Below are 25,659 nucleotides of genomic sequence, written 5' to 3' on the forward strand. Positions count from 1 at the left end.
AAGTATGAGCATTACCTAAGAAACCCCTACCTCTAAGGTAGTGGGTAGTTCATGCCTTTTAGTTATACCGATGCTGAAGGCAACCTTATCGGTTATGAGATGGAACTAGTTGATGCGTTATGCACACAAATGAACGCAGAGTGCGACGTTATTTCCCAAGACTGGGATGGTTTGATTCCAGGTCTAAATGCGCAAAAATTTGACGCCATTATTGCTGGTATGTCGATTACTCCTGAGCGTCAAGAAGTTGTGGAGTTCAGTGAACCATATTTTTACAGTGGTATTATTTTGATCGGTAAAAAAGGTGATGATCTGAGTATCGATAGCCTAGCAGGCGAAGCTATTGGGTCGCAGCGCTCGACGGTTGCGTCGCAATATCTGCAAGACGAGCATGCCGATGCAGATATCAAGCTCTATGATACCCAAGACAATGCCTATTTGGATCTTACCTCGGGTCGAGTCCGCGGTATGATGTCTGATAAAGTGATCGGTAATGACTGGCTTAAAACAGAAGCGGGTCAGGACTATGAAATCAAAGGCGACGAAATCAGTACTAACGACGATGCGATGGGTATTGCTTTCCGTAAGGGTGATGAATTGGTTGCCAAGTTCAATACTGCGCTAGCTGAAATAAAAGATAATGGTACTTATGACCAAATCACAGGCAGCTATTTTGGCACCAGCTCAACTGCTGCTGCACAGACTGCCGACGCTGACGTGACGGTCACTGAAGAAGAGCCGACAGAAGAAGTAGCAAACTAATACCACCGTGCATCGCCGCACGAGCTATGAACGAACGGCTGCGATTTTTTTAATCTCTAGTTTTTGGCTCTAGTTCGTGATTATAGCTCGTGATTATGATTTGGAGCTGTAGATTAGTAGTTATTATCGAGGGTATCCCCGTCAGGGTGATGCCCTTTTTTATGCTCTACAGGTTTGGAGATCGATTTTCTAGAGATTGTCGGTCGGCGTTATTGATGCAATATCGTTCAATTCATAGTCGGTGGAAAGTGACATCGCTAAAATTAACATCGCTAAAATAAATAAGGCTGGTGCAAATTTCTCTTGCTTGCTGTGCCAACGCAGACAGAGGCTGCAAAAAATTGACACCAGCAATCCCGTAGTGGTTTTAAAAACATTTTAACTATGTTTGATACATGGAGAGATAAGTACCCAGTTGACGTCGCTTATACGCGTCAGTATTAACATCACGGCGAGGGATTATGATAAAATCGGGGCTCATTTCTACTGTGTCAATTAAGCAGCTGTAAACCTACGACCCTCACGTCAGTCTATGAGGCAAAGGATCAGTATCCCACTGATCTACAATACGGTTATTAACAGCGCTCAGCTATTGATGCTGATTCTTTTAACTCATATTTGGCAACTTGCTAATATAAAGAGACTGAGTGGATAATTGTGTTTGATTTACAAGGGTTTGGCGCGCTTTTACTGAGCGGTGCTACGGTCACTATAAAGCTTGCTTTGACCAGCGTAGTCATTGGCTTGGTTTTGGGTTTGCTTGGCGCAACTGCAAAGCTGTCTAATATCTGGCTGCTGCGTAAGCTTGTGACTGTCTACACCGCCACCATGCGTGGTATTCCAGAGCTGCTATTGGTACTATTTATCTATTACGGCGGTTCCATACTGCTGATGAGTATCCTCAAGAAGTTTGGTTACAACGAATATGTAGAGGTTAGTGCTTTTTGGGGCGGGGTGATGGCGCTGTCAATCGCTTTCGGCGCTTATGCGACTGAAATATTTCGTATGTCGATTCAAGAGATTCCAGTCGGACAAAAAGAAGCTGCGCAAGCGATAGGTATGCGTCCTTTTCAGACCTTTTATCGCATTACTTTGCCGCAGGTATGGCAGATTGCGTTGCCAGGGTTGGGCAATTTATTTTTAGTGTTGCTCAAGGACACGGCACTGGTCTCTGTCGTGGGCTTAAAAGATATTATGTATCAGTCTTCGCGTGCGGCTCAATCCACGCAGCAGCCTTTTACCTTTTATATGGCAGCAGCAATGATATATTTGGGTCTGACCATGCTGATTACTGGCTTTATGATGTGGCTTGAGTGGCGCGCCAATCCCGCGTCGCGCTATGCGAAAAAAATAAGCCGTCAATCAACACAACGTCAATCGACCATAGGATAGGGGGAGAGATACTATGGATTGGAATTGGCAGGTCATCTTTGAGCATATTCCTGATTTATTGGGTGGCGCGGTATTGACCGTACAGCTGGTGGTAATTTCAGGCATCATCGGGCTGTTTTTCGGTCTGATCTTGGCATTGCTGCGTCTGTCTAAAAGTTGGGCAGTACAAGTACTTCCCTTTCTTTATATTTTCTTTTTTCGCGGCACGCCGTTGCTGGTGCAGATATTCCTGATTTATTATGGTTTGGGACAGTTTGAAGCAGTGCGTGATTCGTTCTTGTGGGATCCTATACTCAGTCAGGCCTACTGGTGTGCAATCATCGCCTTTACCATGAATACCAGCGCTTATTTGGCAGAAATCATTCGCGGTGCGATTCAAACCATTCCAACTGGTGAGCTAGAGGCTGCCGATGCGCTAGGGATGTCGAAATGGCAAAAGCTCACACGAATTACTTTGCCACGTGCCTTTGGTATAGTCATCCCTGCTTATAGTAATGAAGTGATCTTCATGCTGAAAGGCAGTGCGTTGGCTTCGACCATTGCTTTGATGGATGTCACTGGTGTTGCGCGTACGATCAGTGCCCGTACTTATACCTTGATGGAGCTGTTCTTTGCCGCGGGTATTGTCTATCTATTATTGTCTTGGGTCATTCTGTTTAGCTTTAGGTTGTTTGAAAAAAGAATGAATCGTCATACCAGCTACGTACCACCAGATGTCGTGACCAAAACGATTTAGTGGTGAAAGGTCGTTATTTTATGGTAGAAAAGTTGCGTAGTTTCATAATTGCATAGTTTCAGGGCAGGTAAAACGGTCTGGTCGAATAATCAAATACGCCCTATTATTTAGAGAGAGCCGAGTATGAGTCAATCATCACATATGCCGTTAGCCAATGCCATCGTAGCGGGCATCAATGAGAATAAAAATGCGGTAAGCGCTACCCAACAGATTCGTGAGCCTATCGGCAAGGTAGTCTGTGTGGGTCGTAATTATGCCGCTCATGCTCACGAGTTGGGTAATGAGATACCAACCACGCCTTTATTATTCATAAAGCCAGCATCTGCTGTGGTGTCTATTCGTCAAGGTATTATTCGTCCAAATGACCAAGTGCTCGGCGATACACACTATGAAGCGGAACTATGCGTTCAGCTAGCAAATGACTTGTCAGCCGCGACGCTAGAAGAGGCAAAGCAGTCGATCGGTGGTGTGACTTTGGGATTGGATTTGACCTTGCGTGATTTGCAGTCTGAGTTAAAAGAAAAAAGTCACCCCTGGGAGCGTGCCAAGTGTTTTGACGGTTCTTGTGTGTTGGCAGACTGGTTGGCTCCACAGGCATTTGGTGATTTTAGCAATGTCGAGTATCAGCTATATATCAATAATGAGCTGGCGCAAGATGGTGATAGTGCTCTGATGCTATATCCCGTCTATGAGTTATTGGTTAATATTAGCCATGCTTTTAGCCTCCAAGCGGGCGATGTGATTATGACTGGAACACCGAGTGGCGTCGGTGTATTGCATGCTGGAGACCAGTTAAAACTGGCGTTAGGTGCGCATGAATGGAAGGCGCAGGTTCAGTAGATTAGCATCAAACTGTTTAGCCTTTGTTTTTATTTAAAAAACCATTAAAAATATCAGTATCTTAAGAAGTATAAGCGTCACGCCATAGTATAAAAGGAATCCAAGCATTGCTTGGATTCTTTTTTTTTGTATGAATAGCCAGAAAATTTATCATTAGATCAATGAGGACTTTTCAACGTTTTGTCATAAATGCTCAGTAGACTTAAGCGGAATTCGCATTTTGTGGTGACTATTATCAAGCTGCAAAAAACTTTCTAAGCCAATCTAGCCAACAGCAAGGTGACTGACCATGACGCTATTGAATAACAATCAAATAAATAATCAGCAGAATCTCGCCCACGAAGTCGTTGAAGACTCTAATCCAACCAATAATACTGACTTCCAAACCATTCTTGATCGTCGTTTGCATCGTCGCAGTATCTTAAAAGGTGGTACGGGACTGACAGCGGCAGCGTTTTTTGGTGCGATTCCTCTAGTTGGCTGTAGTGATGATGACGACAGTGGCTCCACTGTCGTTGGTGGCGATGCTGCTATCCCTGCACAAGGTGATCTGACGCGTCCAGAGACCTTAAAGTTTTCGCCAGTGGCACACTCGACAGCAGCAGAGATGAGCGTCGCAGAAGGCTACACAGCTGAAATGATTTTACCTTTGGGTACGCCATTGATGTCTGGTATTGATGAATGGAAAGACAATCGTGAACAGTCTGCTGAGTCGTTTGACTGGCGTATGGGTGATAACCATGATGGCATGTGGTTTTTCGGTAAAACAGGCAATAACTACGATGCCAAAGCTTCCGAAGGCGGTCTGCTGGTGATGAATCATGAATACGTAAATAGTGCAGAGCTGAGTCCTCATGGATATCTTACGATTGAAGATGATGACGCCGATCCAATTTTCCAAACTCGTCGTCTTGCCACTGATGTTCGCCGTGAAGTTAACTGTCATGGCGTCGCTGTGGTAGAAATGAAACGTCGTGCTGATGGTGTGGGTTATGAGATGGTTCTCGATTCTAAATACAACCGCCGTATTACCAGTACGACCACGTCTCAGTTGACGGGTCCTGTTGCTGGATCTGATTTGACCAAGACTAAGTTTGATCCAACAGGCCATAAGACACGTGGTATCAATAACAACTGCGGTTCAGGATTGTCACCTTGGGGCACTTATCTAACCACCGAAGAAAACTTCTTAGGGGTTTTCGCTCGTGGGCAAGATGCCGAGAAGCTAAGTGCTGCACAAAATTATGGTCGTGAGCGCTACGGTGCCATAGAGAACTTCCCCGGCTGGGGTTATCTATGGCATAGTCCTAAAAATGAAGACGCCACGATAGACGATGAATTTGCACGTTGGGATATGACTGCGGTGGGTGCCAATGCTGCCGATGATTATCGCAATGCTTATAACACTTTTGGTTATATCACTGAAATTGATCCTTTCGATAAAAATACCATGCCAAAAAAGCGCACGGCATTAGGACGTTTTGCTCATGAAAACTGTGCCTATGCACCAGTTGAAGAAGGCAAGCCAGTCGTCTTTTACATGGGTGACGATGCTCGCGGTGAATATATCTATAAGTTTGTCTCGACTGCTACCTGGTCAAATGCTGATATTGGCGGCGGACTGAGCGCGGGTGACAAATATATGGATGATGGGACGCTATATGTCGCGATATTCAATGAGGATGGCAGTGGCGAATGGAAACCGCTAGCTCATGGACAAAATGGACTGGATGCTGCCAATAGCGAGATGGCATTCAATGGTCAGGATGAAGTTTTAATCTTTGCTCGTGCTGCTGCTGATGCACTCGGTGCTACCAAGATGGATCGCCCTGAGTGGGTATCCGTCAGTCCGATGACAGGTGAAGTGTACATCACTCTGACCAATAATAGATATCGTGGCGAGCGAGATGATCAGCCTGTTTCTGCCTCAAACCCGCGTAGCTATAATGATGGCGGTAATGACAACGGGCATATCATTCGCTGGGCAGAGGCCGGTGGCGATCATGCAGCCATGAGCTTTCAGTGGGATATCTATCTATTTGCCTCACCGAGTGATCTGACGGCAGAGAACCTGTCACAATTAAATGATAATAACGACTTGTCATCGCCAGATGGGCTGTATTTTGATCCTCGTGGTGTGCTATGGATTCAGACGGATGATGGCGCTTACACTGATACGAGTAGCTGTATGTTATTGGCAGCATTACCAGGTGCAGTAGATGATGGAGAAATCATCACCACTTCAGCTGGGCAACAAACTCGAATTGGTATGCCGGCAAGTAATGACAATATCAAACGTTTCTTCGTTGGTCCTGAAGGTTGTGAGGTAACAGGTATTACGATGACGCCAGATTTCAAGACGCTATTTATCAATATCCAGCATCCTGGTAACGCTTGGGGTGCCGTCGAAGGCGGTAGTACGCCACGCTCTGCAACAGTCATGATTACCAAGGATGACGGTGAAGCCATATTGGCCGAGTCATTCACGGAATAGTCGTCTATATCTGGCATCAATATACGTCGCTTTTATATAAATATATTACCATTGAGAACCTCAAGTTAAGCTTGGGGTTTTTGTTTTTTGTGTTCTGACTATAGTCTCTATAAGAATCTAACGACAGGCTTATTTCCACTGGTAGCTGACTTTACATGAGTATGACGGACTGTAAGACTGGTCTCGTCTTTTATTTTTAAATCAGCTTGTTCTATGAATTATCTTCACCTATTTTTTGTGCAAGTCTGCCTAAGTTGTGCATATAAATCACAGGATTCTCTTCTATTTGTCGTATTTACAGGCTACTATATTAAACTATCTTTAATATTCACTAATATATATCAACTGAATGAGTAGCCTAAATTTGCTTTATACAGACAGTGTGAACGATGGTTATGCGCATAATGGCGCTAATGACCAGCATGAGCTTGAGGCACACTTTCCCTCAGAGCCTAGTGAGCCGTCGCACCGCGACTGGTATGAGCAAATAGACCAGCTTGAAGCCATCGATATTGAGGAAATCGTCAAATTACAGGCGGATGAAGGCGGTGAGACGACGACGCATCCTGTCCACCTTACTGATTTCTTTGAGGGCTTAGCACAGCTAGCGACCATGGGCGTGGTAGAGGTTACTGATATCGTAGAAGCCATCCATCGCGAGGTCATTCTGCGCCCATTAGGTCGATTTAACGAAAACCAATTGAACAATTGGCAGCGTAGTATCACTGGGCGTCTATACGGCACGATACGCCAAGTCATGATGACGGTAGGTGACAATTTGGGCTCGGTGTTACGAGTGTACAAAAAAATTGTCAACAGAAAAACGGTACAACCACTGCCAGATTCGCTAAAAAAGCTGGTCAATGTGTTGAATGGCGTGATGGGCGATCATTTGGTCAATAATCAAAATGCACTTGCGATTCCGATGGTGCTATACGATAAAGAAGGCAACGCACAGCGTAGTGGACTTTCAGGTCGCGTGGTTATTTTATGTCATGGTTTATGTATGAGCCACTTGAGCTGGCAGTCGAAAAAAGGCAATGATTTGAGTGAAGCCATCAGCATCAGTCAGCCAGATACCACGGTACTGATGCTTGATTATAATACTGGGCGACGCATATCACGGAATGGTCGACAGCTCAGCAAATTTCTACAGGGATTGGTAGACGATAATCCCAATATCAGCCAGATAGACCTCGTCGGGCACAGTATGGGTGGGTTGGTTGCTCGCAGTGCACTGTTTTATGGTGAGCAAGATCACTTTGAATGGGTCAAACGAGTGGGCAACCTCATCACTTTGGGCTCACCACATCACGGTGCGGTATTGGAGCGTATTGGCAATTACGTGCAGGAGATTATTGCAAAACTGCCGTTTGCAGGCTCATTAGCAAAGTTGGGTGAAATGCGTAGTGCAGGTATTATAGACCTACGGCATGGTAGTATCCTCGATGCTGATTGGAAGACGCTGGATCAACGTAGTGTGTTGCCACAAGATTTTCGTCATCCTACTAAATTGCCAAGTGGCATCAAGACCTACTTCGTTGCTAGCGCTTTAGTGGAAACGCATTTTGATTCCAAGATGACCAACATGTTAGGTGATGGTTTGGTATCGGTGGCTTCTGCGTTGGGTGAAGACGATGTGGAGCATGCTTTGTTTGTTCCTGAGGGGCATAAAGCTATGTTCTATAGTGTGAGCCATATGAATTTAATTCATAGCAGAAGGGTGAGAGAGCAAGTGGTCGAATGGTTGTTGGACAATGGTCACAGCGATTATACTGGGAAACCACGTATATACTCTTATCCCAGAAGCTTGGGTTTGTTGCTATAGCAACTTAACCATCAAGCCTAACCATCAATCCCAATACACCAAACAAACAGCCAAATAAAAGCCCTCAAGTATCGCACTTGAGGGCTTTTTTGTGAATACTGAGACATACTGTTATCGAGTTACAGTTGTAATTGCAGCTACAGCTGTTAGGGTTCGCCTTCAATTAAGCCATCTGCGCTATCTTTCTTAGCAGCGATTTATTTTACTTCTATCATTTTTTTAAATGAGGACAGGCTCTAATTAAAATTTGTTGGCAAATATGGCCGCCACATCGTCTTTATTAAACTTGTAGATCTCACCGCAAAACCCACAATCCATTTCAAACGTACCGCCTTGTTCTTCAATGATATCCAAAGCTTCTGCTTCGCCGATTTGCTCGATTGCTATTTCGCATTTTTCGCGTGAGCAGGTGCAGCCAAACGACAAGGCGACAGGGTCAGGCGCTACGACGTTTTCTTCATGATACAAGCGATAAAGAATCTCGTTGGTATCAAGCGTGGTCAGCTCTTCCGCCTTCACTGTGCGGGTCAAGACACTCAAACGTACCCATAGGTCGTCGTCGATGCCAGCATCTTGATTTTGCTCGACTTCGTAGGTTTCTTCAGCTGAGCGAGGTAGCATCTGCACGAGTATGCCGCCGGCTTGCAGACCATCTGATGCCAGATTGATCAGCGTTGGAATCTGTGCTGATTGTTTTTGATAGTGTGCCAAACAGTCCGCCAAATTGTCATGACTGCGTTCCACGATACCTTGGTAAGGCTCGCCACCATCAGGTTGGATGTTGATAAACAACACGCCTTGCCCGCTGGCGCCTAGCTCGGCAAATGCTTCTTTGGCATGTGTCATGCTCTTCCAAGCTTGCGCTTGTTCATCGGTGTCGGCTTTCCAGCTGGCAAGTGCACGAATGATGCCGTTTTGATCGCACTCGGCCATTGCCCAGTTGAGCAGGCTGTCGTCGTCAGAGGATTGTAATTGGATAGACAGGCGACCGTTAATTTTTACGGTACCGATCAGCAAGCTTGCCGCTGTCAGCATTTCCCCTAGTAAGCGTTTGATGGCCTCAGGGTAGGGCTTTTGTGCAATCGTGCTCGCATAGCTACGTGATAGGCGCACTACGTCGCCGCGCACTGGAGAGTCTTCGATGAAAAAACGTTGGCGCACGTCGTCAGTACTATGGTCGTCAGTGATTTGGCTGTCTGTATTTGGGACTGGATTTTCTGGATTCATAAGTCATTTGTAGTGTTGAGAGGTTGGTAGCTTTATGGGGATTATTGCTGATTTATCAATCAATCCTAGCACACTGCACACACATATTTCTTGTTTGATGAATGGTCTATGTTTGTACAATTTTTAGCATAACAATAATCAACGATTCTGTCTGCATAAAACAGAAGACATATGACGACAGAATGACTTTGATAAAAAAATCGACAATTCACATAAATTTGTTGTAAAGTAATATTGAGTTTCATTTTGAAAAGTAGCAGCAACAATTGTATGAATGCGGGAAGGTTGTAGATCGAGTGAGCGATCAGATCTATTTTTTTCAGGCACTCATTTAACTTTGTGATAGAGGGATGTATTTTATGACTTACTCATTTTCCAAGCCGTTGACTTTTGCTGCCTTAGTAGCGCTAGCGCTAACAGGTTGTAATAACAGCAGCGACACGACTACTGACGAAGCAACTGGTACAGAAGCTGCTGCCGATATGGGCGGTACGCTCCAAAAAATCAAAGACTCAGGCACTATCGTAGTAGGGCATCGTGACTCCTCTATTCCTTTTTCTTACATTGCTGACGACCCAAATCAGCCGATGGGTTACGCACATGACTTAGAAATGAAAGTCGTGGAAGCGGTCAAGCAAGAGCTGGATATGCCAGATCTAAACGTCCGTTATAACCTCATTACTTCACAAACTCGTATTCCATTGGTACAAAACGGTACGGTTGATTTTGAGTGTGGTTCAACAACCAACAACGAAGAGCGTCAAAAACAAGTTGCCTTCTCTAACGGTTTCTTTGAGATTGGTACCCGCCTGTTGACCAATGTTGATTCAGGTATCAATAGTTTTGATGATCTGGAAGGTAACACGCTAGTCACGACTGCTGGCACGACGTCAGAGCGTTATATCCGTCAATATGTCGACGAAAACCAAATGGATACCAACATCATCTCAGCCAAAGATCATGGTGAAGGTTTCCTTATGTTAGAAAACGGTCGTGCTGATGCCTTTATGATGGATGATGTACTCCTTGCTGGTGAAAAAGCCAAAGCTGAAAATCCTGATGAATGGGTTATCGTTGGCGAGCCACAATCGTTTGAAATTTATGGTTGTATGATGCGTAACGACGACCCTGAATTTAAGGCAGTGGTTGACGACGCCTTGACAGAAGTCTTTAGCTCAGGCGAAATCAATAGTATTTATGACAAGTGGTTCTTAAATCCTATCCCTCCAAAAAATGTCAATTTGAACTTTGAGATGTCAGATAACCTAAAAGCACTCATTGCCAATCCACATGACAGCGCTCAACCTCAAGCTGCCGCTGAATAGTCATTTCTGTTGTCCCTCAATATAGCTTACTTGCGTGCTAGTGTATTCCTCTAGCATGCAAGCTCAATTATCGTAGCTTGGAGCGACTGTTATGAATTATAGCTGGAACTGGGGTGTGCTCTTTGAGCAGACTGGTATCGGTAACGAGCTATACATCCACTGGATGATCACTGGTCTTGGTTGGCTGCTATTGATCGGTAGTATCGCTTGGACGATTGCCATGATCGTCGGTACTGTCTTCGGTATCATGCGTACGCTACCCAACAAAACGGCTCGTCGCATCGGCACGGCCTATGTTACTTTCTTCCGCAATATTCCTTTACTTATCCAACTGTTTTTTTGGTTTTATGTCGCGCCTGGTTGGCTGACGCCTGCGCTGCAAGAGTGGTGGTATAGAGACTTGTCACCGAACACATCGGCGATGCTTTCAGCGAGTATCGGTCTTGGGTTATTCACGGCCGCGCGTATCGTTGAGCAGGTGCGTACTGGTATTGAGTCGCTGCCACAAGGACAAACCAATGCCGCATATGCGCTTGGGTTTTCGGTTCCTCAGGTATATAAAGAGGTGCTGTTACCACAAGCCTTTCGTATTATCTTACCGCCTCTAAGCTCTGAGCTAACCAACTGCTTCAAAAATGCGTCCGTCGCTTCTTTAGTCGGTGTGATGGAGCTTATCAGTCAAACCAAAACCATTAGCGAATACACACAAAACAATCTTGAGATTTATACCTACGCGACGATTATCTACTTGGTATTCAATCTGTCCTTGATTGCTATTATGGGGCTGATCGAGCGTAAGCTACGTGTACCTGGACTTATCGCAGGGAGTCAAAAATGAACATGACTGAACTTGCAATTGCTTATCCTGGGCTACTAAACGGCATGATAACGACGCTAAAAGTGTTATTTTTGGCGATTTTAGGCGGCATCAGTTTAGGAACCGTACTGGCCTTGATGCGTTTGTCGGGCATTAAAGTGCTCGAGGTGCCAGCCAAGCTATACGTCAACTTTTTTCGTTCTGTGCCACTGCTATTAGTATTGTTGTGGTTTTACTTTGCGGTACCGATGATCTACTTTTGGGTGGCAGGAAAATACTTGCAGTTAGATGCTGCTTTTGCCTCTTGTGTCGTCGCCTTTATGATGTTCGAAGCAGCCTATTTTTCTGAGGTCGTACGAGCCGGTATTCAGTCGATAGGCAATGGACAAATCAATGCCGCCAAAGCGCTTGGCATGACATATAGTCAAACGATGCGCTTGGTAATTTTACCGCAAGCATTTCGAAAAATGCTACCACTGATACTGCAGCAATGTATTATTTTATTCCAAGACACGACGCTGGTATTTGCCATTGGCTTGACGGACTTCTTCCGTGCAGCCTATGTACGGGGAGAGCTGATGGGTATACTGACCCCTTATATTTTAGGTGCAGGTGCCGTCTACTTTATCATCAGCCTCAGTGCCTCTATCGGCGTACAGCAGGTACAAAAACGTTTAAGATTTTGAAGTAAAGCTTTGATAAGTAGCATTAAACGTGGAGCGATATATAGAGCATAGTACTGATAGAACATAGTACTGAGTAACGATGGTACGCCAAAAGAGCGTTATATATACCAACCATTATCCAAAGATGAAACGGCTAGGAGCCTGCGATGAGCAAAGCTGATACACACATAAATGACTTTGGCGGACTAGTGACTAACAGCAGTCACGCCACTGACGAGATGGTCGTCGAGATGGACAGTGTTAGCAAATGGTATGGTGACTTTCAAGTCTTGACCGACTGCACAGCGCATGTACATAGAGGCGATGTGGTGGTGGTTTGTGGTCCATCAGGTAGCGGTAAATCAACGCTGATCAAAACTGTTAATGGCTTAGAACCTTTTCAAAAAGGTGAAATCATGGTCAATGGCATCTCAGTTGGTGATTCGAAGACCAATTTACCCAAATTACGCAGCCGCGTTGGCATGGTTTTTCAGCATTTTGAGCTGTTTCCGCACTTGACGATTATTGATAATTTGACAGTTGCACAAATCAAAGTACTGGGTCGTAAGGAAGCGGAAGCCAAGAAAAAAGCGATGGGTTATCTCGATCGTGTGGGTTTAACCGCCCAAGCGGCAAAGTATCCAGCCGAGCTATCGGGTGGACAACAACAACGTGTCGCGATCGCGCGTGCATTGGCGATGGATCCAATCGCTATGTTGTTTGATGAGCCAACCTCAGCGCTTGATCCTGAGATGATTCAGGAAGTGCTTGATGTGATGGTTGAGTTGACTCGCGAAGGCATGACGATGATGTGTGTGACCCATGAAATGGGGTTTGCTCGTCAGGTGGCCAATCGTATTATTTTTATGGATGAAGGACACGTCGTTGAGAATTGTAGTAAAGACGAGTTTTTTGAAGGTGCAAAAAGCGAGCGTGCTCAGCAGTTTTTGTCCAAGATTCTCAATCATTAAAAATATACTTATCTGCAGTATTGCCAAGCGTCTATGCATTCATAGGCGCTTTTTTATGACAGTATATTAGGGTTGATATGGATGAGAGTGGCCATCGACTCGACTATATAAGTGCATGGTTGTTTACTGATACAATAGCGGTCAACATGCCAAAAATTAGAATAATTCATACATAATACTGGAGCTAATATGAATACAAAAAATGCAGAAACACCAGAAAACGGGATCGTCATTATCGGTGCAGGTTTAGCGGGCTGGCATGTCGTCGACGCAGTTCGTGCCAAAGACAAAGACATTCCGATTACTTTAATCACCGCTGATAGTGGGGATCGTTATCACAAGCCAATGTTGACTATGGCCATCAGTCAAAAGAAAAGCGCAGCAGACTTAGTCAGAGCGACGGGCGCGGATGCAGCAGAAGCTGCCAATATCAAATTGCTTGCCAATACACAAGTGACGGATATTGACGCTGCCAGTCAGCAGTTACAGCTTGTCTCAGCACTGCGTTCAGATCCTGTCTATACCAATTATGCTACGGCTGACTACGGCAAGCTGATACTTGCGATGGGCGCGCATCCTATTTTCCCCAAAAGCTTGCCAGAGAATTTGGTGTGGCATGTCAATCACATTGAGCGTTTTGGACAGTTGCAAGAAAAACTAGCAGATGGTAGTCAACACGTCGCTATCGTTGGCGCTGGTATGGTAGGAACAGAAATAGCTGAGGATTTATTAAAAGCGGGTCATCAAGTCTCGCTCATCGATTTGAATGATGCGCCACTTTCACAAATGCTACCAGCCAAGGCAACTGCTCGTATCGCCAAGGCTATTGAGTCGCAGGGCATTCAGTTTTTGGGCGGATATCAAGTATCTGCCGTGACTCGTATCAGTGATGGTGGTGATGATGGAAAGCTGCAGGTAGACTATCAACCACTCGCATCTGACGAAGATAGTAGTTCGGCTCAGCCGCTCGAGACTTTGGTCGTGGATCACGTGATTGCCAGTACGGGTTTAACAGTTGATACTCAATTACCCACCGCGGCTGGTGTTGAATTCGACCGTCGCACAGGTATCGTAGTCGATGCGACGACATTGCGTACCAAGGCTGACAATATTTATGCTATTGGTGATTGTATGTCTATCGATGGTGTTGCCTGTCGCTATGTTGCGCCACTGAGAGCACAGGCTGCGACCATCGCTGATGATATTTTGGGACATGATCATAATGGCTATGAGCACAAACCACCGATGATTCGTCTAAAAAACAAAGCCATTTCTGTGATGGTAACAGGTGTGCCGCAAGCAACTGGTGATTGGCAAATCAAGACCGAAAATGACGACGAGCTGATCATGGAGTTGCTAGGTGACGATGATACAGTGAGCGCGACAGCTACTATCAAAGCGCCGGCCACAGCCAAAGCATAAGAAAACGGTTAATAGGGCTTATTGACTATCGCTCTCCAAATATTATCCGAGAAGTACCAATTATCCCTAAAAGTACCAATTATCCGAAAAGTGCTAAATTAGCCAGTCACATTAACTATTAAGTGGCTGGTTTTTTTACGTCAAAATTTTGTCATGAGTTCGTGATATGTTCGATAAATAATAGCACTACATCACTTTATAATACGATACGTATCGTATCATTATTGTTGACTTCCTTGTTTTATACGGTGTAGTATTGAGCTATATATGATTATACTCAAGGAAGATAAATCTGCCTGTAGGTGATTGTTGAGTATTATGAAACGTAAAACGAAAGGACTCGTTATGACACAAACTATTGCATTGGATGGCATTTTAGAAAATATCCCTACCGTGAACATGGGTGCGTGCTCAGCAAATGCGCCATTGACCCAAAGCTATGATAAAGGCCCTGAAGTACCACTCATTGAAGCCACAATCGGTGACTTCTTTGATGCTATCGTGTCAAAGTATCCTGAGCGCGAAGCATTGGTTTCTAGCCACCAAAACATCCGCTGGACGTACCGTGAGCTACAGCAACAAGTCAATCAGCTGGCGAGCAGTTTGATTGAAATGGGGTTGGAGATTGGCGATCGTATCGGTATTTGGTCGCACAACAATGCTGAATGGCTACTAATGCAGCTGGCGACCGCTAAGGTCGGCATTATCCTTGTCAATATAAACCCCGCATATCGTACCTTTGAGCTGCAATATGCGCTCAATAAACTGGGCTGCTCTGCGTTGGTGCTTATGCGTCATTTCAAGAGTAGTGACTATGCACAGCTGATTCATGAGTTGTGTCCTGAGATATACCATAAAGACTACACTCAACTTGATTTGGTCGAGATTCCAACGATTGAGCGTATCGTTTGGATCGATGAGCCTGGTAGTGATGAATCGTTTAATTATATGCAGAAGTTTTCTGAATGGATGGCAGAAGGTGATGCCAACGACCCACGAGTGGCAGAGCGCCAAGCCCAGCTCAAAAACACCGATGCGATCAATGTGCAATTCACCAGTGGCACGACAGGTACGCCAAAAGGTGCTACTTTAAGTCATCGCAATATTCTTAATAACGGCTATTTTATCGGTGAGGCTATGAACCTTACCGAAGAAGATAGACTGTGCATTCCGGTACCGCTATATCATTGCTTTGGGATGGTGCTTGGCAACTTAGCGATTCTCACACATGGCGGTTGTATCGTTTATCCAAATGATGGTTTTGAGCCATTGTCGGTATTACGAGCAGTCGAAGAAGAAAAGTGCACGGGTTTGCATGGCGTGCCAACGATGTTTATCGCTGAGCTGGATCATCCAGAGTTTGAGACGTTTGATCTGTCGACCTTGCGCACAGGTATCATGGCAGGCTCTAGCTGTCCGATTGAAGTTATGCGCCGTGTCATCGACAAGATGCATATGGAAGAGGTCACCATCGCTTATGGTATGACTGAGACCAGTCCAGTGTCTTGTCAGACCAATAAGCACACGCCGCTTGATAAACAGGTATCGACAGTAGGGCTGGTACAGCCTGCGCTTGAAGTGAAAGTCGTCGACACTGCCACGGGTGAAATCGTGCCTCTGGGTGAGACGGGTGAGCTGCTAACACGTGGTTATTCAGTGATGAAAGGGTACTGGGGAAGTCGCTTCAAGACTCGTGAAGCCATTCAAGACGGCTGGATGTATACGGGTGATTTGGCAACCATGGATGAAGATGGCTACGTCAAGATAGTTGGTCGTAGTAAGGATGTGGTCATCCGTGGTGGCGAGAATATCTATCCGGTCGAGATTGAAAACTATTTATACCGTCATCCAAAGATCAGTGATGTACAAATCGTTGGCGTGCCAGACGAGCGTTATGGTGAAGTATTGGCTGCGTGGATTATCGCTAAAGAGCCTGACAGTTTGACAGAAGAAGAAGTGCGTCAGTTCTGTAATGATAATATTGCCCATTACAAAGTGCCGGCTTACTATCGTTTTGTGACAGAGTATCCGATGACCATCACGGGCAAAATTCAAAAGTACAAAATAATTGAGCAGATGACAGAAGAGTTGGGTTTATAAAATATCAAACGGATTCTTCTATTGCTTTACCAACAACTTGCATGAGTAAAGACCACAGTAACCATCGGTTAAAATAAAAAATTACTCGCATTTACGTATCAAAGAAAAGGGATATCATGAGCGCTATCATAACCAGTAAACTGAGCCCAAACGCAAGCGAATTTCAGCAAAACAGTGCCGCTATGCAAGAGGTGGTCGATGACCTATATGTGCACCTACGTAAAGTCGTGCAAGGTGGATCAGAGCGAGCACGTGCCAAGCATTTGGCGCGCGGTAAACTGCTTCCGCGAGAACGCGTCGAGCGTCTGTTGGATGTCGGTACGCCGTTTCTAGAAGTAGCACCGATGGCTGCGCATGATATGTATGGCGAAGATATTCCTGCCGCTGGTGTGATTGCAGGTATCGGCCGTATCAATGGTACTGAATGTATGGTGGTTTGTAATGATGCCACGGTCAAAGGCGGCACTTATTATCCGATGACGGTCAAGAAGCATCTGCGTGCTCAGGAAATTGCGCAAGAAAACAACTTACCTTGCGTGTATTTGGTTGACTCTGGTGGCGCAAACTTGCCCAACCAGGATGAAGTATTCCCTGATAAAGAGCATTTTGGGCGTATCTTTTTTAATCAAGCTAATATGAGTGCTGCAGGTATTCCGCAGATAGCGGTGGTGATGGGCAGTTGTACGGCCGGCGGTGCGTATGTGCCAGCGATGAGTGATGAGTCTATCATCGTCAAAGACCAAGGTACTATCTTTTTAGGTGGTCCGCCACTGGTTAAGGCAGCAACAGGTGAAGAAGTTAGCGCCGAAGATTTGGGCGGTGGTGATGTGCATACTCGTCTGTCAGGGGTGGTCGATCATTTAGCGCAGAACGATACGCACGCATTGTCCATTGCTCGTAACATCGTCAGTCACCTAAATCGCTCTGAAAAGCATATTCCCAATCAAATCACACCACGTCCACCTCGTTACGATGCCAAAGAACTGTATGGCATTATCCCAACAGACAAACGCAAGCCTTTTGATATCAAAGAAATCATTGCAAGAATCGTCGATGATAGTGCCTTTGATGAATTTAAAGCACGCTTCGGCACTACTTTGGTGTGTGGTTTTGCTCATATCGAAGGTATGCCGGTCGGAATTATCGCTAATAACGGGATTTTATTTAGTGAGTCTGCGCAAAAAGGCACGCACTTTATCGAGTTGTGTTGCAAGCGCAAAATCCCTTTGGTATTTCTCCAAAATATCACAGGCTTCATGGTCGGTCGTAAATATGAAAATGAGGGCATTGCCCGTCACGGTGCCAAGATGGTGATGGCGGTTGCCAATGCCAAAGTGCCGAAATTTACCGTCATCGTCGGTGGTTCGTTCGGTGCGGGTAATTATGGCATGTGTGGTCGCGCTTATAGTCCGCGCTTCTTGTGGATGTGGCCAAACGCACGTATTTCGGTGATGGGTGGCGAGCAAGCAGCCTCGGTATTGGCTACGGTGAAACGAGACAATTTCGATCGCAAAGGCGAAGCATGGAGTGATGAGGATGAAGCTGCCTTTAAAGCGCCTATTCGTGAGATGTATGAAGATCAAGGTCACCCATACTATGCGACAGCTCGGCTGTGGGATGATGGGGTGATTGATCCTGCCGATACGCGTCAAGTATTAGCATTGGGGCTAAGCGCGGCTTATAACGCACCGATTGAAGAAACGACTTATGGTATCTTTAGAATGTAAAAACGCCGAGAGAGTGTGAATGCATTGAAGCTCGTTCATGATGAGTCTTTGCTAATAATAATACATTATAACTTCAGTACTGGAAGGTAAGACAGAGATAAGGATGATTTGTAAACTGTCATTCGATGTGCTTGTATTATCGTGATTACGAGCTGATTAGGATGCGTTCTAAAGAGTTAAGTGTACCCTAATATTTTGATTTGGACTTAAATAAAACAGAGAGAGATATGCAAAAAGAGAAAAACAAAAACATTGAAAATTATAAAAGCTTATTGGTTGATATCGATAAGCATGTTGCGACGGTGACATTGAACCGTCCAAAGATACGTAACGCATTCAATGATGAAATGATTGCCGAGTTGACAGAGGCTTTCACGAAGTTGGGTACTGATGATGAGGTACGTGTCATCGTGTTAGCAGCAGCTGGTAAGGCGTTTTGCGCGGGTGCCGATCTTAACTGGATGCGAGCGATGGCAGATTACAGTTATGAAGAAAACCTAGCGGATGCTGATAAATTGGCGCAAATGCTAAAAACCATCTATGAATGTCCAAAGCCCACGATTGCTGCCATTCAAGGTGATGTCTACGCAGGCGGTATGGGTTTGGTGGCAGTTTGTGATGTCGCCATCGCTGTCAAGATTGCAAACTTCTGCCTCAGTGAAGTGCGTTTAGGATTGGCGCCAGCCACGATTAGCCCTTATGTTATAAAAGCATTGGGCACCAGAGCTGCGCAGCGTTACTTCTTGAGTGCAGAAGTATTCGATGCCAAAAAAGCACGTCAGCTTGGTTTTATCCATGAGCGGGTCAGTGAAGAGTGGCTTGATGATGAAGTGGCCACACTATGTGCCAAAATGGTCAAAAACAGCCCCAATGCGGTCAAAACCTGCAAGCAGTTATTACATGATATAGCGGGTGAGCCGATTACCGACGAGCTGATAGCCGGCACTGTCAAAGGTATCGCAGACATCCGCTCATCAGAGCAGGGCAAAGAAGGGGTACAGGCATTTTTGCAAAAAAGGAAGCCTGATTGGTTGTCGTCTGAATAAAGACCAAACGACAAATAAAAAAGACAAAACACAGGGATTGTTATGCTTTCTAAAATTTTAATCGCCAACCGTGGTGAGATAGCCTGCCGTGTCGCAGCGACTGCCAAGCGTCTGGGCGTAAGTACCGTTGCTGTTTATTCTGATGCTGACCGTGAAGCCAAGCATGTCGCTGTGTGCGATGAGGCGGTTTACTTGGGCGGCTCAGCACCCAAAGACAGTTACCTGAAAGGCGATGCTATCATAGCGATTGCCCTAGAGACTGGTGCACAAGCGATCCATCCGGGCTATGGATTTTTGAGTGAAAATGCGGACTTTGCTGAGGCATGTCACGATGCAGGTTTGGTGTTTATCGGTCCATCGGCTCATGCTATCCGTGCGATGGGTGGTAAATCTGAATCCAAGCGATTGATGGAGGCAGCAGGCGTGCCTCTCATACCGGGTTATCATGGCGATAATCAGGATGCGAAGTTTTTGCAGCAGCAAGCCGACAGCATCGGTTATCCTGTCTTGATAAAAGCGAGCGCAGGTGGTGGTGGTAAAGGAATGCGCATCGTAGAGCAAAGTAGCGACTTTATCGATCTATTAGACTCATGCCGCCGGGAGGCAATTACCAGCTTTGGTAACGATCAAGTATTGATTGAAAAATACGCGCTAAAACCACGCCATATCGAAATTCAAGTCTTTGGTGATTCCCATGGCAATTACGTGCACCTGTTCGAGCGCGATTGCTCGGTACAGCGTCGCCACCAAAAAGTGTTAGAAGAAGCGCCCGCACCGGGTGTGGATGCTGCCATGCGTGAAGCCATGGGCACAGCGGCGATAGATGCAGCGCGTGCGGTAGACTACGTGGGTGCAGGTACGGTTGAGTTTATCGTTGAGCAGCGTGAAGGTTCGATGAGCTTTTATTTCATGGAGATGAATACCCGTCTGCAGGTTGAGCATCCAGTCAGTGAGGCCATTACTGGTGTCGACTTGGTCGAGTGGCAATTGCTGGTCGCTGCGGGTCAGCCACTACCAAAAACACAAGATGAGATTTCGATCAACGGTCATGCTATCGAAGCCCGCATCTGTGCTGAAAACCCTGATAATGACTTCTTGCCAGCGACGGGTACGTTGTTCACTTATCAAAAGCCTGAACATAGTACTTTTGATGTTGCGGACGTACGTATAGATGATGGTGTGCGGGAAAGTGATGTGATCAGTCCGTTTTACGATTCTATGATTGCAAAGCTTATCGTGCACGCGCCGACTCGTGAGCAAGCGTTGGCGAAACTTGATCGAGCCTTAGCGCAAACCCGTATCGTGGGTTTACCAAACAACGTCGCGTTTTTGCGTTATATCTTAAATACAGAGTCGTTTAGTCAGGCCAATCTCGATACGGCATTGATAGAACGTGAGCGTGAAGTTCTTTTTGATCAGCATCCGTTGGATTTATCGACGCTGGTAGCGACCGCTATCAGCCAGCAGCTGGCAGATGAAGAGGCTACGCAAGGGTCAGATGCCGATCCATTTAGTCAGTCTTCAGGCTTTCGAGCTTATGGCGATTACACAAGGTCGTTTAGCTTGATTTATGATGAGCAGGCTTATCAGGCGCGCATCAGCAACTGGCACAATGCCAATAACTCTGATCGCAAAAAGAGTGCGGATAGACTTAGTAGCTTTCAGTTAGTTATCGGGCAAGTAGTCGATAGTGCTCAAGAAGGCGTCAATATCAATGTGGCTGCTGAGACCGAGACAGTATATGACAGTCAAGTCAGCTATATCAGCAATGATAGCCACAATCATACATTATGGCTAGATGGCGCACGCATCAACGCTCAGAGCTGGACGCACAATGAGAGGGTATATGTGTTCACCGATAGCGGACGTGATGAGATCACCCTGATAGATATTATGGCGCACGTCGGCGAAGATAATGCCGCTGTCGGTAGTCTGAAGTCACCGATGCCAGGGCAGGTCGTCGCCTTTAAGGTCGCTGTTGGCGATTCGGTGAAAAAAGGCGAACCACTTGCGGTGATCGAAGCCATGAAGATCGAGCACACAATTACCGCACCGACAGATGGGGTGGTGGCAGAGTTGCTGTTTGGGGCAGGTGATTTGGTCGCTGATGGGGATGAGCTGCTGCGCATCGATAGCGACAGCTAATAACTATATAGCGAAGGCTAATAAATATAAGGATAAGACGCATGAATCACTCGTATCCAGATCATGTTCGTATCGTCGATGTCAGTCCACGTGACGGTCTGCAAAACGAAGCAATAACCGTACCGACTGCAGTTAAGCAAACACTGATCGAAGACTTGATCGCAGCAGGTGTCAAAAAGCTAGAGGCGACCAGTTTTGTGTCACCAAAGTGGGTGCCGCAAATGGGTGACAATAGCGCGCTGATGGAAGCACTTGCACCTTCACGGTCAGCTGACGTTTGTTACTCGGTGTTGGTGCCAAACATGCGTGGTTTTGACAACGCCACCGCACATCGCCCTGATGAAATCGTGATATTTGGTTCTGCCAGTGAAACCTTTAGCCAAAAAAATATCAATTGTAGCATTGATGAAAGTATTGAGCGTTTTGCTCCTGTTGCTGCCGCCGCTAAGGTACAAGGCATCAAAGTACGTGGTGTCATCTCTTGTACAGTTGGTTGTCCTTATGAAGGCGAGATTGATCCAAGCCAAGTGGCGTATGTCACCAAGCGCTTGATAGAGATTGGTTCAGAGCAAATCGGTATCGCTGATACGATCGGGGTTGGTACACCGCTCAAAGTGCAGCGCGCGCTCCAAGCAGCGCTAGAGTATGCTGATATTACTCAGCTCACAGGGCATTTCCATGATACCTATGGTCAAGCGTTAAGTAATACGTTGGCAGCCCTGCAGATGGGTGTTAGCGAATTTGATACTTCGGTAGCTGGACTCGGCGGTTGTCCATACGCCAAAGGGGCAACGGGCAATGTTGCCACCGAAGATGTGGTATACATGCTGCACGGTATGGGTATCAGCACTGGCATCGATTTAGAAAAATTGGTGGTGGCAGGTGAACGTATTAGTGAGTTCTTAAAACGTCCGAATGGCTCAAACGTGGCGCGTGCCTTAATTAATAAACGTCAGCATTAAAAAATTATTGCAAAAATTAAATATCAAAAAACAAGGAATGGTTATGAGTTTACCTGGATTGAATTTTCAGCTTGGCGAAGATATCGATGCCCTACGTGATGTCGTACAGCAGTTTGCGGCAAATGAAATTACCCCACGAGCTGGCGAAATTGATAGCAGTGATGAGTTTCCGATGGATTTGTGGCAAAAGATGGGTGACCTCGGTCTACACGGTATTACCGTTCCTGAGGAGTACGGTGGTTCCAATATGGGCTACGTCGCTCACATGGTCGCGATGGAGGAGATCAGTCGTGCCTCTGCCTCTGTGGCGCTCAGCTATGGTGCACACTCCAACCTGTGTATTAACCAAATCAAGCGCAACGGCAACGAGGAACAAAAACAAAAGTATTTGCCAAAACTCATTAGCGGCGAGTTCATCGGTGCGCTTGCTATGAGTGAAACGGGTGCTGGTTCTGATGTGGTCAGTATGAAGCTGAAAGCTGAAGAAAAAGACGGTCATTATGTCTTAAACGGTAGCAAAATGTGGATCACCAATGGTCCTGATGCTGACGTGATGGTGGTCTATGCCAAGACCAACCCTGAGCTTGGGGCTAAAGGCATGACGGCTTTTCTTGTCGAAAAAGGTATGGAAGGATTCGGCACGGCGCAAAAGCTCGATAAGCTTGGCATGCGCGGCAGTCATACGGGTGAGATGACCTTTAACAATGTTCAAGTGCCCAAAGAGAATATCCTAGGTGGTCTCAACGAAGGCGTCAAAGTATTGATGAGTGGGCTTGATTATGAGCGTGCAGTATTGGCAGCGGGTCCTATCGGTATCATGCAGGCCGTGATGGATAACGTCGTTCCTTACATCCATGACCGTAAACAGTTTGGCCAGTCGATTGGTGAGTTTCAATTGATCCAAGGCAAAGTCGCAGACATGTATACCATCCTGCAAGCCGGACGTAGCTTTTTATACACCGTCGGTAAAAACCTAGATATGCTAGACGCGCAAGGTGCAGGGCATAGTCGCCAAGTACGAAAAGACTGTGCCAGCGTGATTTTATGGTGTGCAGAAAAAGCCACATGGATGGCAGGTGAGGGCATTCAAATCTTCGGCGGTAATGGCTATACCAATGAGTATCCACTTGGCCGATACTGGCGCGATGCCAAGCTGTATGAGATCGGTGCTGGCACCAGTGAAATTCGCCGTATGCTTGTCGGTCGTGAGCTGTTTAACGAGACCAAATAAAAATGTCTAATAAATAAAAAACACTATTGAGTAAAAAACACTGAAACCAAAAAGCAGTACGCGCAAAACGTACTGCTTTTTCATTTTCAATTGGTAACTGCTGTTATACCATTTGCCACGCCCCGATCAGATTGAGGATACGGTTAGTACTTAACGATAATCATTGCTTGCTATGATCAAAATAACGCGCCAAACCATTTAAGAGCAGATCGTCACGCAGGCGTACTGGACGATTGACATGTTGCGCAATGGTGGATGCATCACCACCTGTCATGATGAGTTCAAAGTTAGGGTAGCGATGGGTAATCTCGTTGATAGCGCCAACGATAGACAGCAAAATCCCACGATGTACCGCGTCTTGCGTGGTCACACCTTGACTGACATTATCAAAAGTACCGTTTGAGATGGTGATTTGTTTGGTACCAGAAAACAGTGACTCTCGTTGTAGGTAAATGCTGGGGAAAATATAACCGCCCAGATGCGTGGCATGATCAATCAAATCAATCGTCACGGCCGTACCACAACCGATGACACATTGGCATTTTTTCTTATCCACGGCACCCAGCATTTGTAGCCAGCGATCACAACCGAGCTGTTGATCATTGTAAGCGCTTTTCATTAAGTCGTGATTAGCATCCACATGAACAAACTCAAAAGGGATGTCTAACCGTCGCAAGGTCTCTGATACTTTGGCGTTAAGCTCCTTGCCCAGTACGGACGATATGCCGATAAAGCTAGGCGCATAACGCTCGAAGCGATCGGTCAAACCCATGAGTAATTCAGCAGGTGCTTGCAGGTGTTGTTTGGCGTCATGAGAGATAATCTGACCGACGTCATCGGTGAGCCAGTATTTGAGGCGAGTGTTTCCAAGATCGATCCAGAGCATAAAAATCCTTTTATATATCACCCATTAACTAAGGCGTGTTGAATCAGGCTAAGCCTTATCAATAACGTCGATGCGTCCTGTGAAAAGCGCAGAAATATTACCGTTATCTTGGTGTAATTGCAAACACCCGTGAGTATCAACACCACAGGCCTGTCCCATCAGTGTATTATTCTCACTTTTGTGCTCTTGAGTGACTCGCAAGCGCAAACCTGATAAAGCATCCATCGAAGCAAACTGCTGTAAGAAACTGTCTAAATAATAGGTATGACCAGTGGGCTTTTCTAAGCCTAAATGCTCGAATCTGGTCATAGCCGCCATTAATGCCTTGCTCATTTGCTGATAAATATCACGTAAACTTGGCAGACTACTGGCGTCAGTCGTTGGTTCAATCATCTGCCTGATGTCTTGTAAGCTAATGGCTTGATAGCTCATGCCTTCGCTAGTTTTTGCCGTGAGTTTGGGTGTTGCTTGCACATTGAGTCCGACACCCATTACCACACCGACCAGCCTACCAGCCAGTGTGACGGGCTCGATCAAAATACCAGCGAGTTTATTAAAAGGTAGTGTCTGGTAGAAGTTCGCTGTATCTGATTCAGATTGAGTCAAAGTGGGCTCAGGCATATCAGCGCTTGCCAAGTCATGACGCTGCTGCGGTGACTGATAGAATCCCAAGTCATTCGCCCACTTCACTCCGATGGGCGTCAACCCTTGCGCTTGCAGTTGGGCATTTAATGCTTGGATCACAGGCATGTTTGTCAACTCAATGCCAATAATCAATGACAGCAAGCCGCTCACTGGAATATGTACAGGATGATATAACGACAAATAAACGTTGCCGTGCGGAGACTGCCATGAGCGACCGTGTTGCCCTCGACCTGCGCTTTGGGTTTCAGCCGTCAACAAATGCATCTCGGTAGCACTGAGGGTTTCCTCTTGTATAGCGGCGATCAGTTCGCTATTGGTAGAGCTACTATCTGCAACATGGCGATGATGAAGTTCGGGTAGGTGGTCAAGCAGATATGGCGTAGCTGGCTGGTCGGATAGCGGAGTGAGTGGCGGCATAGTTCCCTTCGATATGGTTCA

Annotated in this window: 20 protein-coding genes; 17 read left to right on the forward strand and 3 right to left on the reverse strand. The window is 45.9% G+C overall.

All coding sequences use genetic code 11. The features are described 5' to 3' along the window. Positions 1 to 51: 51 nt before the first annotated feature. From L0J61_RS00005 to L0J61_RS00030, 6 genes are all read left to right on the forward strand, one after another. Positions 52 to 762 carry a transporter substrate-binding domain-containing protein gene (locus L0J61_RS00005; RefSeq protein WP_301464260.1) on the forward strand — a complete coding sequence of 237 codons (711 nt, stop codon included), beginning with the start codon at positions 52 to 54 and terminating at the stop codon, positions 760 to 762. 657 nt (positions 763 to 1,419) lie between these two features. After that, positions 1,420 to 2,154 (forward strand): ABC transporter permease, encoded by a 735-nt coding sequence (locus L0J61_RS00010; RefSeq protein WP_301464261.1) that lies wholly within the window; start codon positions 1,420 to 1,422, stop codon positions 2,152 to 2,154. A 13-nt stretch (positions 2,155 to 2,167) separates the two neighbouring features. Beyond that, entirely contained in the window at positions 2,168 to 2,890 is a 723-nt protein-coding gene (locus L0J61_RS00015; RefSeq protein WP_301464262.1) for an ABC transporter permease, read from the forward strand. Positions 2,891 to 3,013: 123 nt separating this feature from the next. Then, the gene (locus L0J61_RS00020; RefSeq protein ID WP_301464263.1) at positions 3,014 to 3,730 is read left to right on the forward strand and encodes a fumarylacetoacetate hydrolase family protein; all 717 of its coding nucleotides are present in this window, start codon (positions 3,014 to 3,016) and stop codon (positions 3,728 to 3,730) included. Positions 3,731 to 4,019: 289 nt separating this feature from the next. Continuing rightward, complete coding sequence (locus L0J61_RS00025; RefSeq protein WP_301464264.1) at positions 4,020 to 6,224, forward strand: PhoX family phosphatase; 2,205 nt, start codon at positions 4,020 to 4,022, stop codon at positions 6,222 to 6,224. A 349-nt stretch (positions 6,225 to 6,573) separates the two neighbouring features. Next, complete coding sequence (locus tag L0J61_RS00030) at positions 6,574 to 8,052, forward strand: alpha/beta fold hydrolase (protein WP_301464265.1); 1,479 nt, start codon at positions 6,574 to 6,576, stop codon at positions 8,050 to 8,052. Between the two features lie 240 nt (positions 8,053 to 8,292). On the opposite strand, the gene L0J61_RS00035 is transcribed toward L0J61_RS00030, so the two are convergent. Continuing rightward, on the reverse strand, positions 8,293 to 9,279 hold the full coding sequence (locus L0J61_RS00035; RefSeq protein WP_301464266.1) for an Hsp33 family molecular chaperone HslO: 987 nt from the start codon (positions 9,277 to 9,279) through the stop codon (positions 8,293 to 8,295). 359 nt (positions 9,280 to 9,638) lie between these two features. Here L0J61_RS00035 and L0J61_RS00040 point away from each other — a divergent pair, with 359 nt between their 5' ends. The 11 genes from L0J61_RS00040 to L0J61_RS00090 all read left to right on the forward strand — a co-directional run bounded on the left by L0J61_RS00040 (position 9,639) and on the right by L0J61_RS00090 (position 23,690). After that, positions 9,639 to 10,604, forward strand: a complete 966-nt coding sequence (locus tag L0J61_RS00040; protein ID WP_301464267.1) for a glutamate/aspartate ABC transporter substrate-binding protein — start codon at positions 9,639 to 9,641, stop codon at positions 10,602 to 10,604. Between the two features lie 91 nt (positions 10,605 to 10,695). Beyond that, entirely contained in the window at positions 10,696 to 11,442 is a 747-nt protein-coding gene (locus L0J61_RS00045) for an amino acid ABC transporter permease (RefSeq protein WP_301464268.1), read from the forward strand. Beyond that, the gene (locus tag L0J61_RS00050; RefSeq protein ID WP_301464269.1) at positions 11,439 to 12,107 is read left to right on the forward strand and encodes an ABC transporter permease subunit; all 669 of its coding nucleotides are present in this window, start codon (positions 11,439 to 11,441) and stop codon (positions 12,105 to 12,107) included. Before L0J61_RS00045 ends, L0J61_RS00050 begins: the two co-directional genes overlap by 4 nt. Positions 12,108 to 12,325: 218 nt before the next feature. Then, on the forward strand, positions 12,326 to 13,057 hold the full coding sequence (locus tag L0J61_RS00055) for an amino acid ABC transporter ATP-binding protein (RefSeq protein WP_301464288.1): 732 nt from the start codon (positions 12,326 to 12,328) through the stop codon (positions 13,055 to 13,057). 189 nt (positions 13,058 to 13,246) lie between these two features. Next, positions 13,247 to 14,479, forward strand: coding sequence for an FAD-dependent oxidoreductase (locus tag L0J61_RS00060; RefSeq protein ID WP_301464270.1), 1,233 nt, complete (start codon positions 13,247 to 13,249; stop codon positions 14,477 to 14,479). Between the two features lie 345 nt (positions 14,480 to 14,824). Beyond that, the gene (locus tag L0J61_RS00065) at positions 14,825 to 16,579 is read left to right on the forward strand and encodes an AMP-binding protein (protein ID WP_301464271.1); all 1,755 of its coding nucleotides are present in this window, start codon (positions 14,825 to 14,827) and stop codon (positions 16,577 to 16,579) included. Between the two features lie 116 nt (positions 16,580 to 16,695). Next, a complete protein-coding gene (locus L0J61_RS00070) occupies positions 16,696 to 18,306 on the forward strand; it encodes a carboxyl transferase domain-containing protein (RefSeq protein WP_301464272.1) in 1,611 nt (536 codons plus the stop codon). Between the two features lie 227 nt (positions 18,307 to 18,533). After that, a complete protein-coding gene (locus tag L0J61_RS00075; RefSeq protein ID WP_301464273.1) occupies positions 18,534 to 19,352 on the forward strand; it encodes an enoyl-CoA hydratase/isomerase family protein in 819 nt (272 codons plus the stop codon). Between the two features lie 42 nt (positions 19,353 to 19,394). Beyond that, on the forward strand, positions 19,395 to 21,497 hold the full coding sequence (locus L0J61_RS00080; protein ID WP_301464274.1) for an acetyl/propionyl/methylcrotonyl-CoA carboxylase subunit alpha: 2,103 nt from the start codon (positions 19,395 to 19,397) through the stop codon (positions 21,495 to 21,497). 41 nt (positions 21,498 to 21,538) lie between these two features. After that, complete coding sequence (locus L0J61_RS00085) at positions 21,539 to 22,459, forward strand: hydroxymethylglutaryl-CoA lyase (RefSeq protein WP_301464275.1); 921 nt, start codon at positions 21,539 to 21,541, stop codon at positions 22,457 to 22,459. A 43-nt stretch (positions 22,460 to 22,502) separates the two neighbouring features. Then, on the forward strand, positions 22,503 to 23,690 hold the full coding sequence (locus tag L0J61_RS00090) for an isovaleryl-CoA dehydrogenase (protein ID WP_301464276.1): 1,188 nt from the start codon (positions 22,503 to 22,505) through the stop codon (positions 23,688 to 23,690). 160 nt (positions 23,691 to 23,850) lie between these two features. On the opposite strand, the gene L0J61_RS00095 is transcribed toward L0J61_RS00090, so the two are convergent. Together L0J61_RS00095 and L0J61_RS00100 are read right to left on the reverse strand one after the other, a co-directional pair. Further along, on the reverse strand, positions 23,851 to 24,576 hold the full coding sequence (locus L0J61_RS00095) for a pantothenate kinase (protein ID WP_301464277.1): 726 nt from the start codon (positions 24,574 to 24,576) through the stop codon (positions 23,851 to 23,853). Positions 24,577 to 24,624: 48 nt separating this feature from the next. Next, positions 24,625 to 25,638 carry a biotin--[acetyl-CoA-carboxylase] ligase gene (locus L0J61_RS00100; RefSeq protein ID WP_301464278.1) on the reverse strand — a complete coding sequence of 338 codons (1,014 nt, stop codon included), beginning with the start codon at positions 25,636 to 25,638 and terminating at the stop codon, positions 24,625 to 24,627. Positions 25,639 to 25,659: the final 21 nt, after the last annotated feature.

It is taken from the genome of Psychrobacter sp. (genome assembly GCF_030457785.1).
Taxonomy (GTDB): domain Bacteria; phylum Pseudomonadota; class Gammaproteobacteria; order Pseudomonadales; family Moraxellaceae; genus Psychrobacter.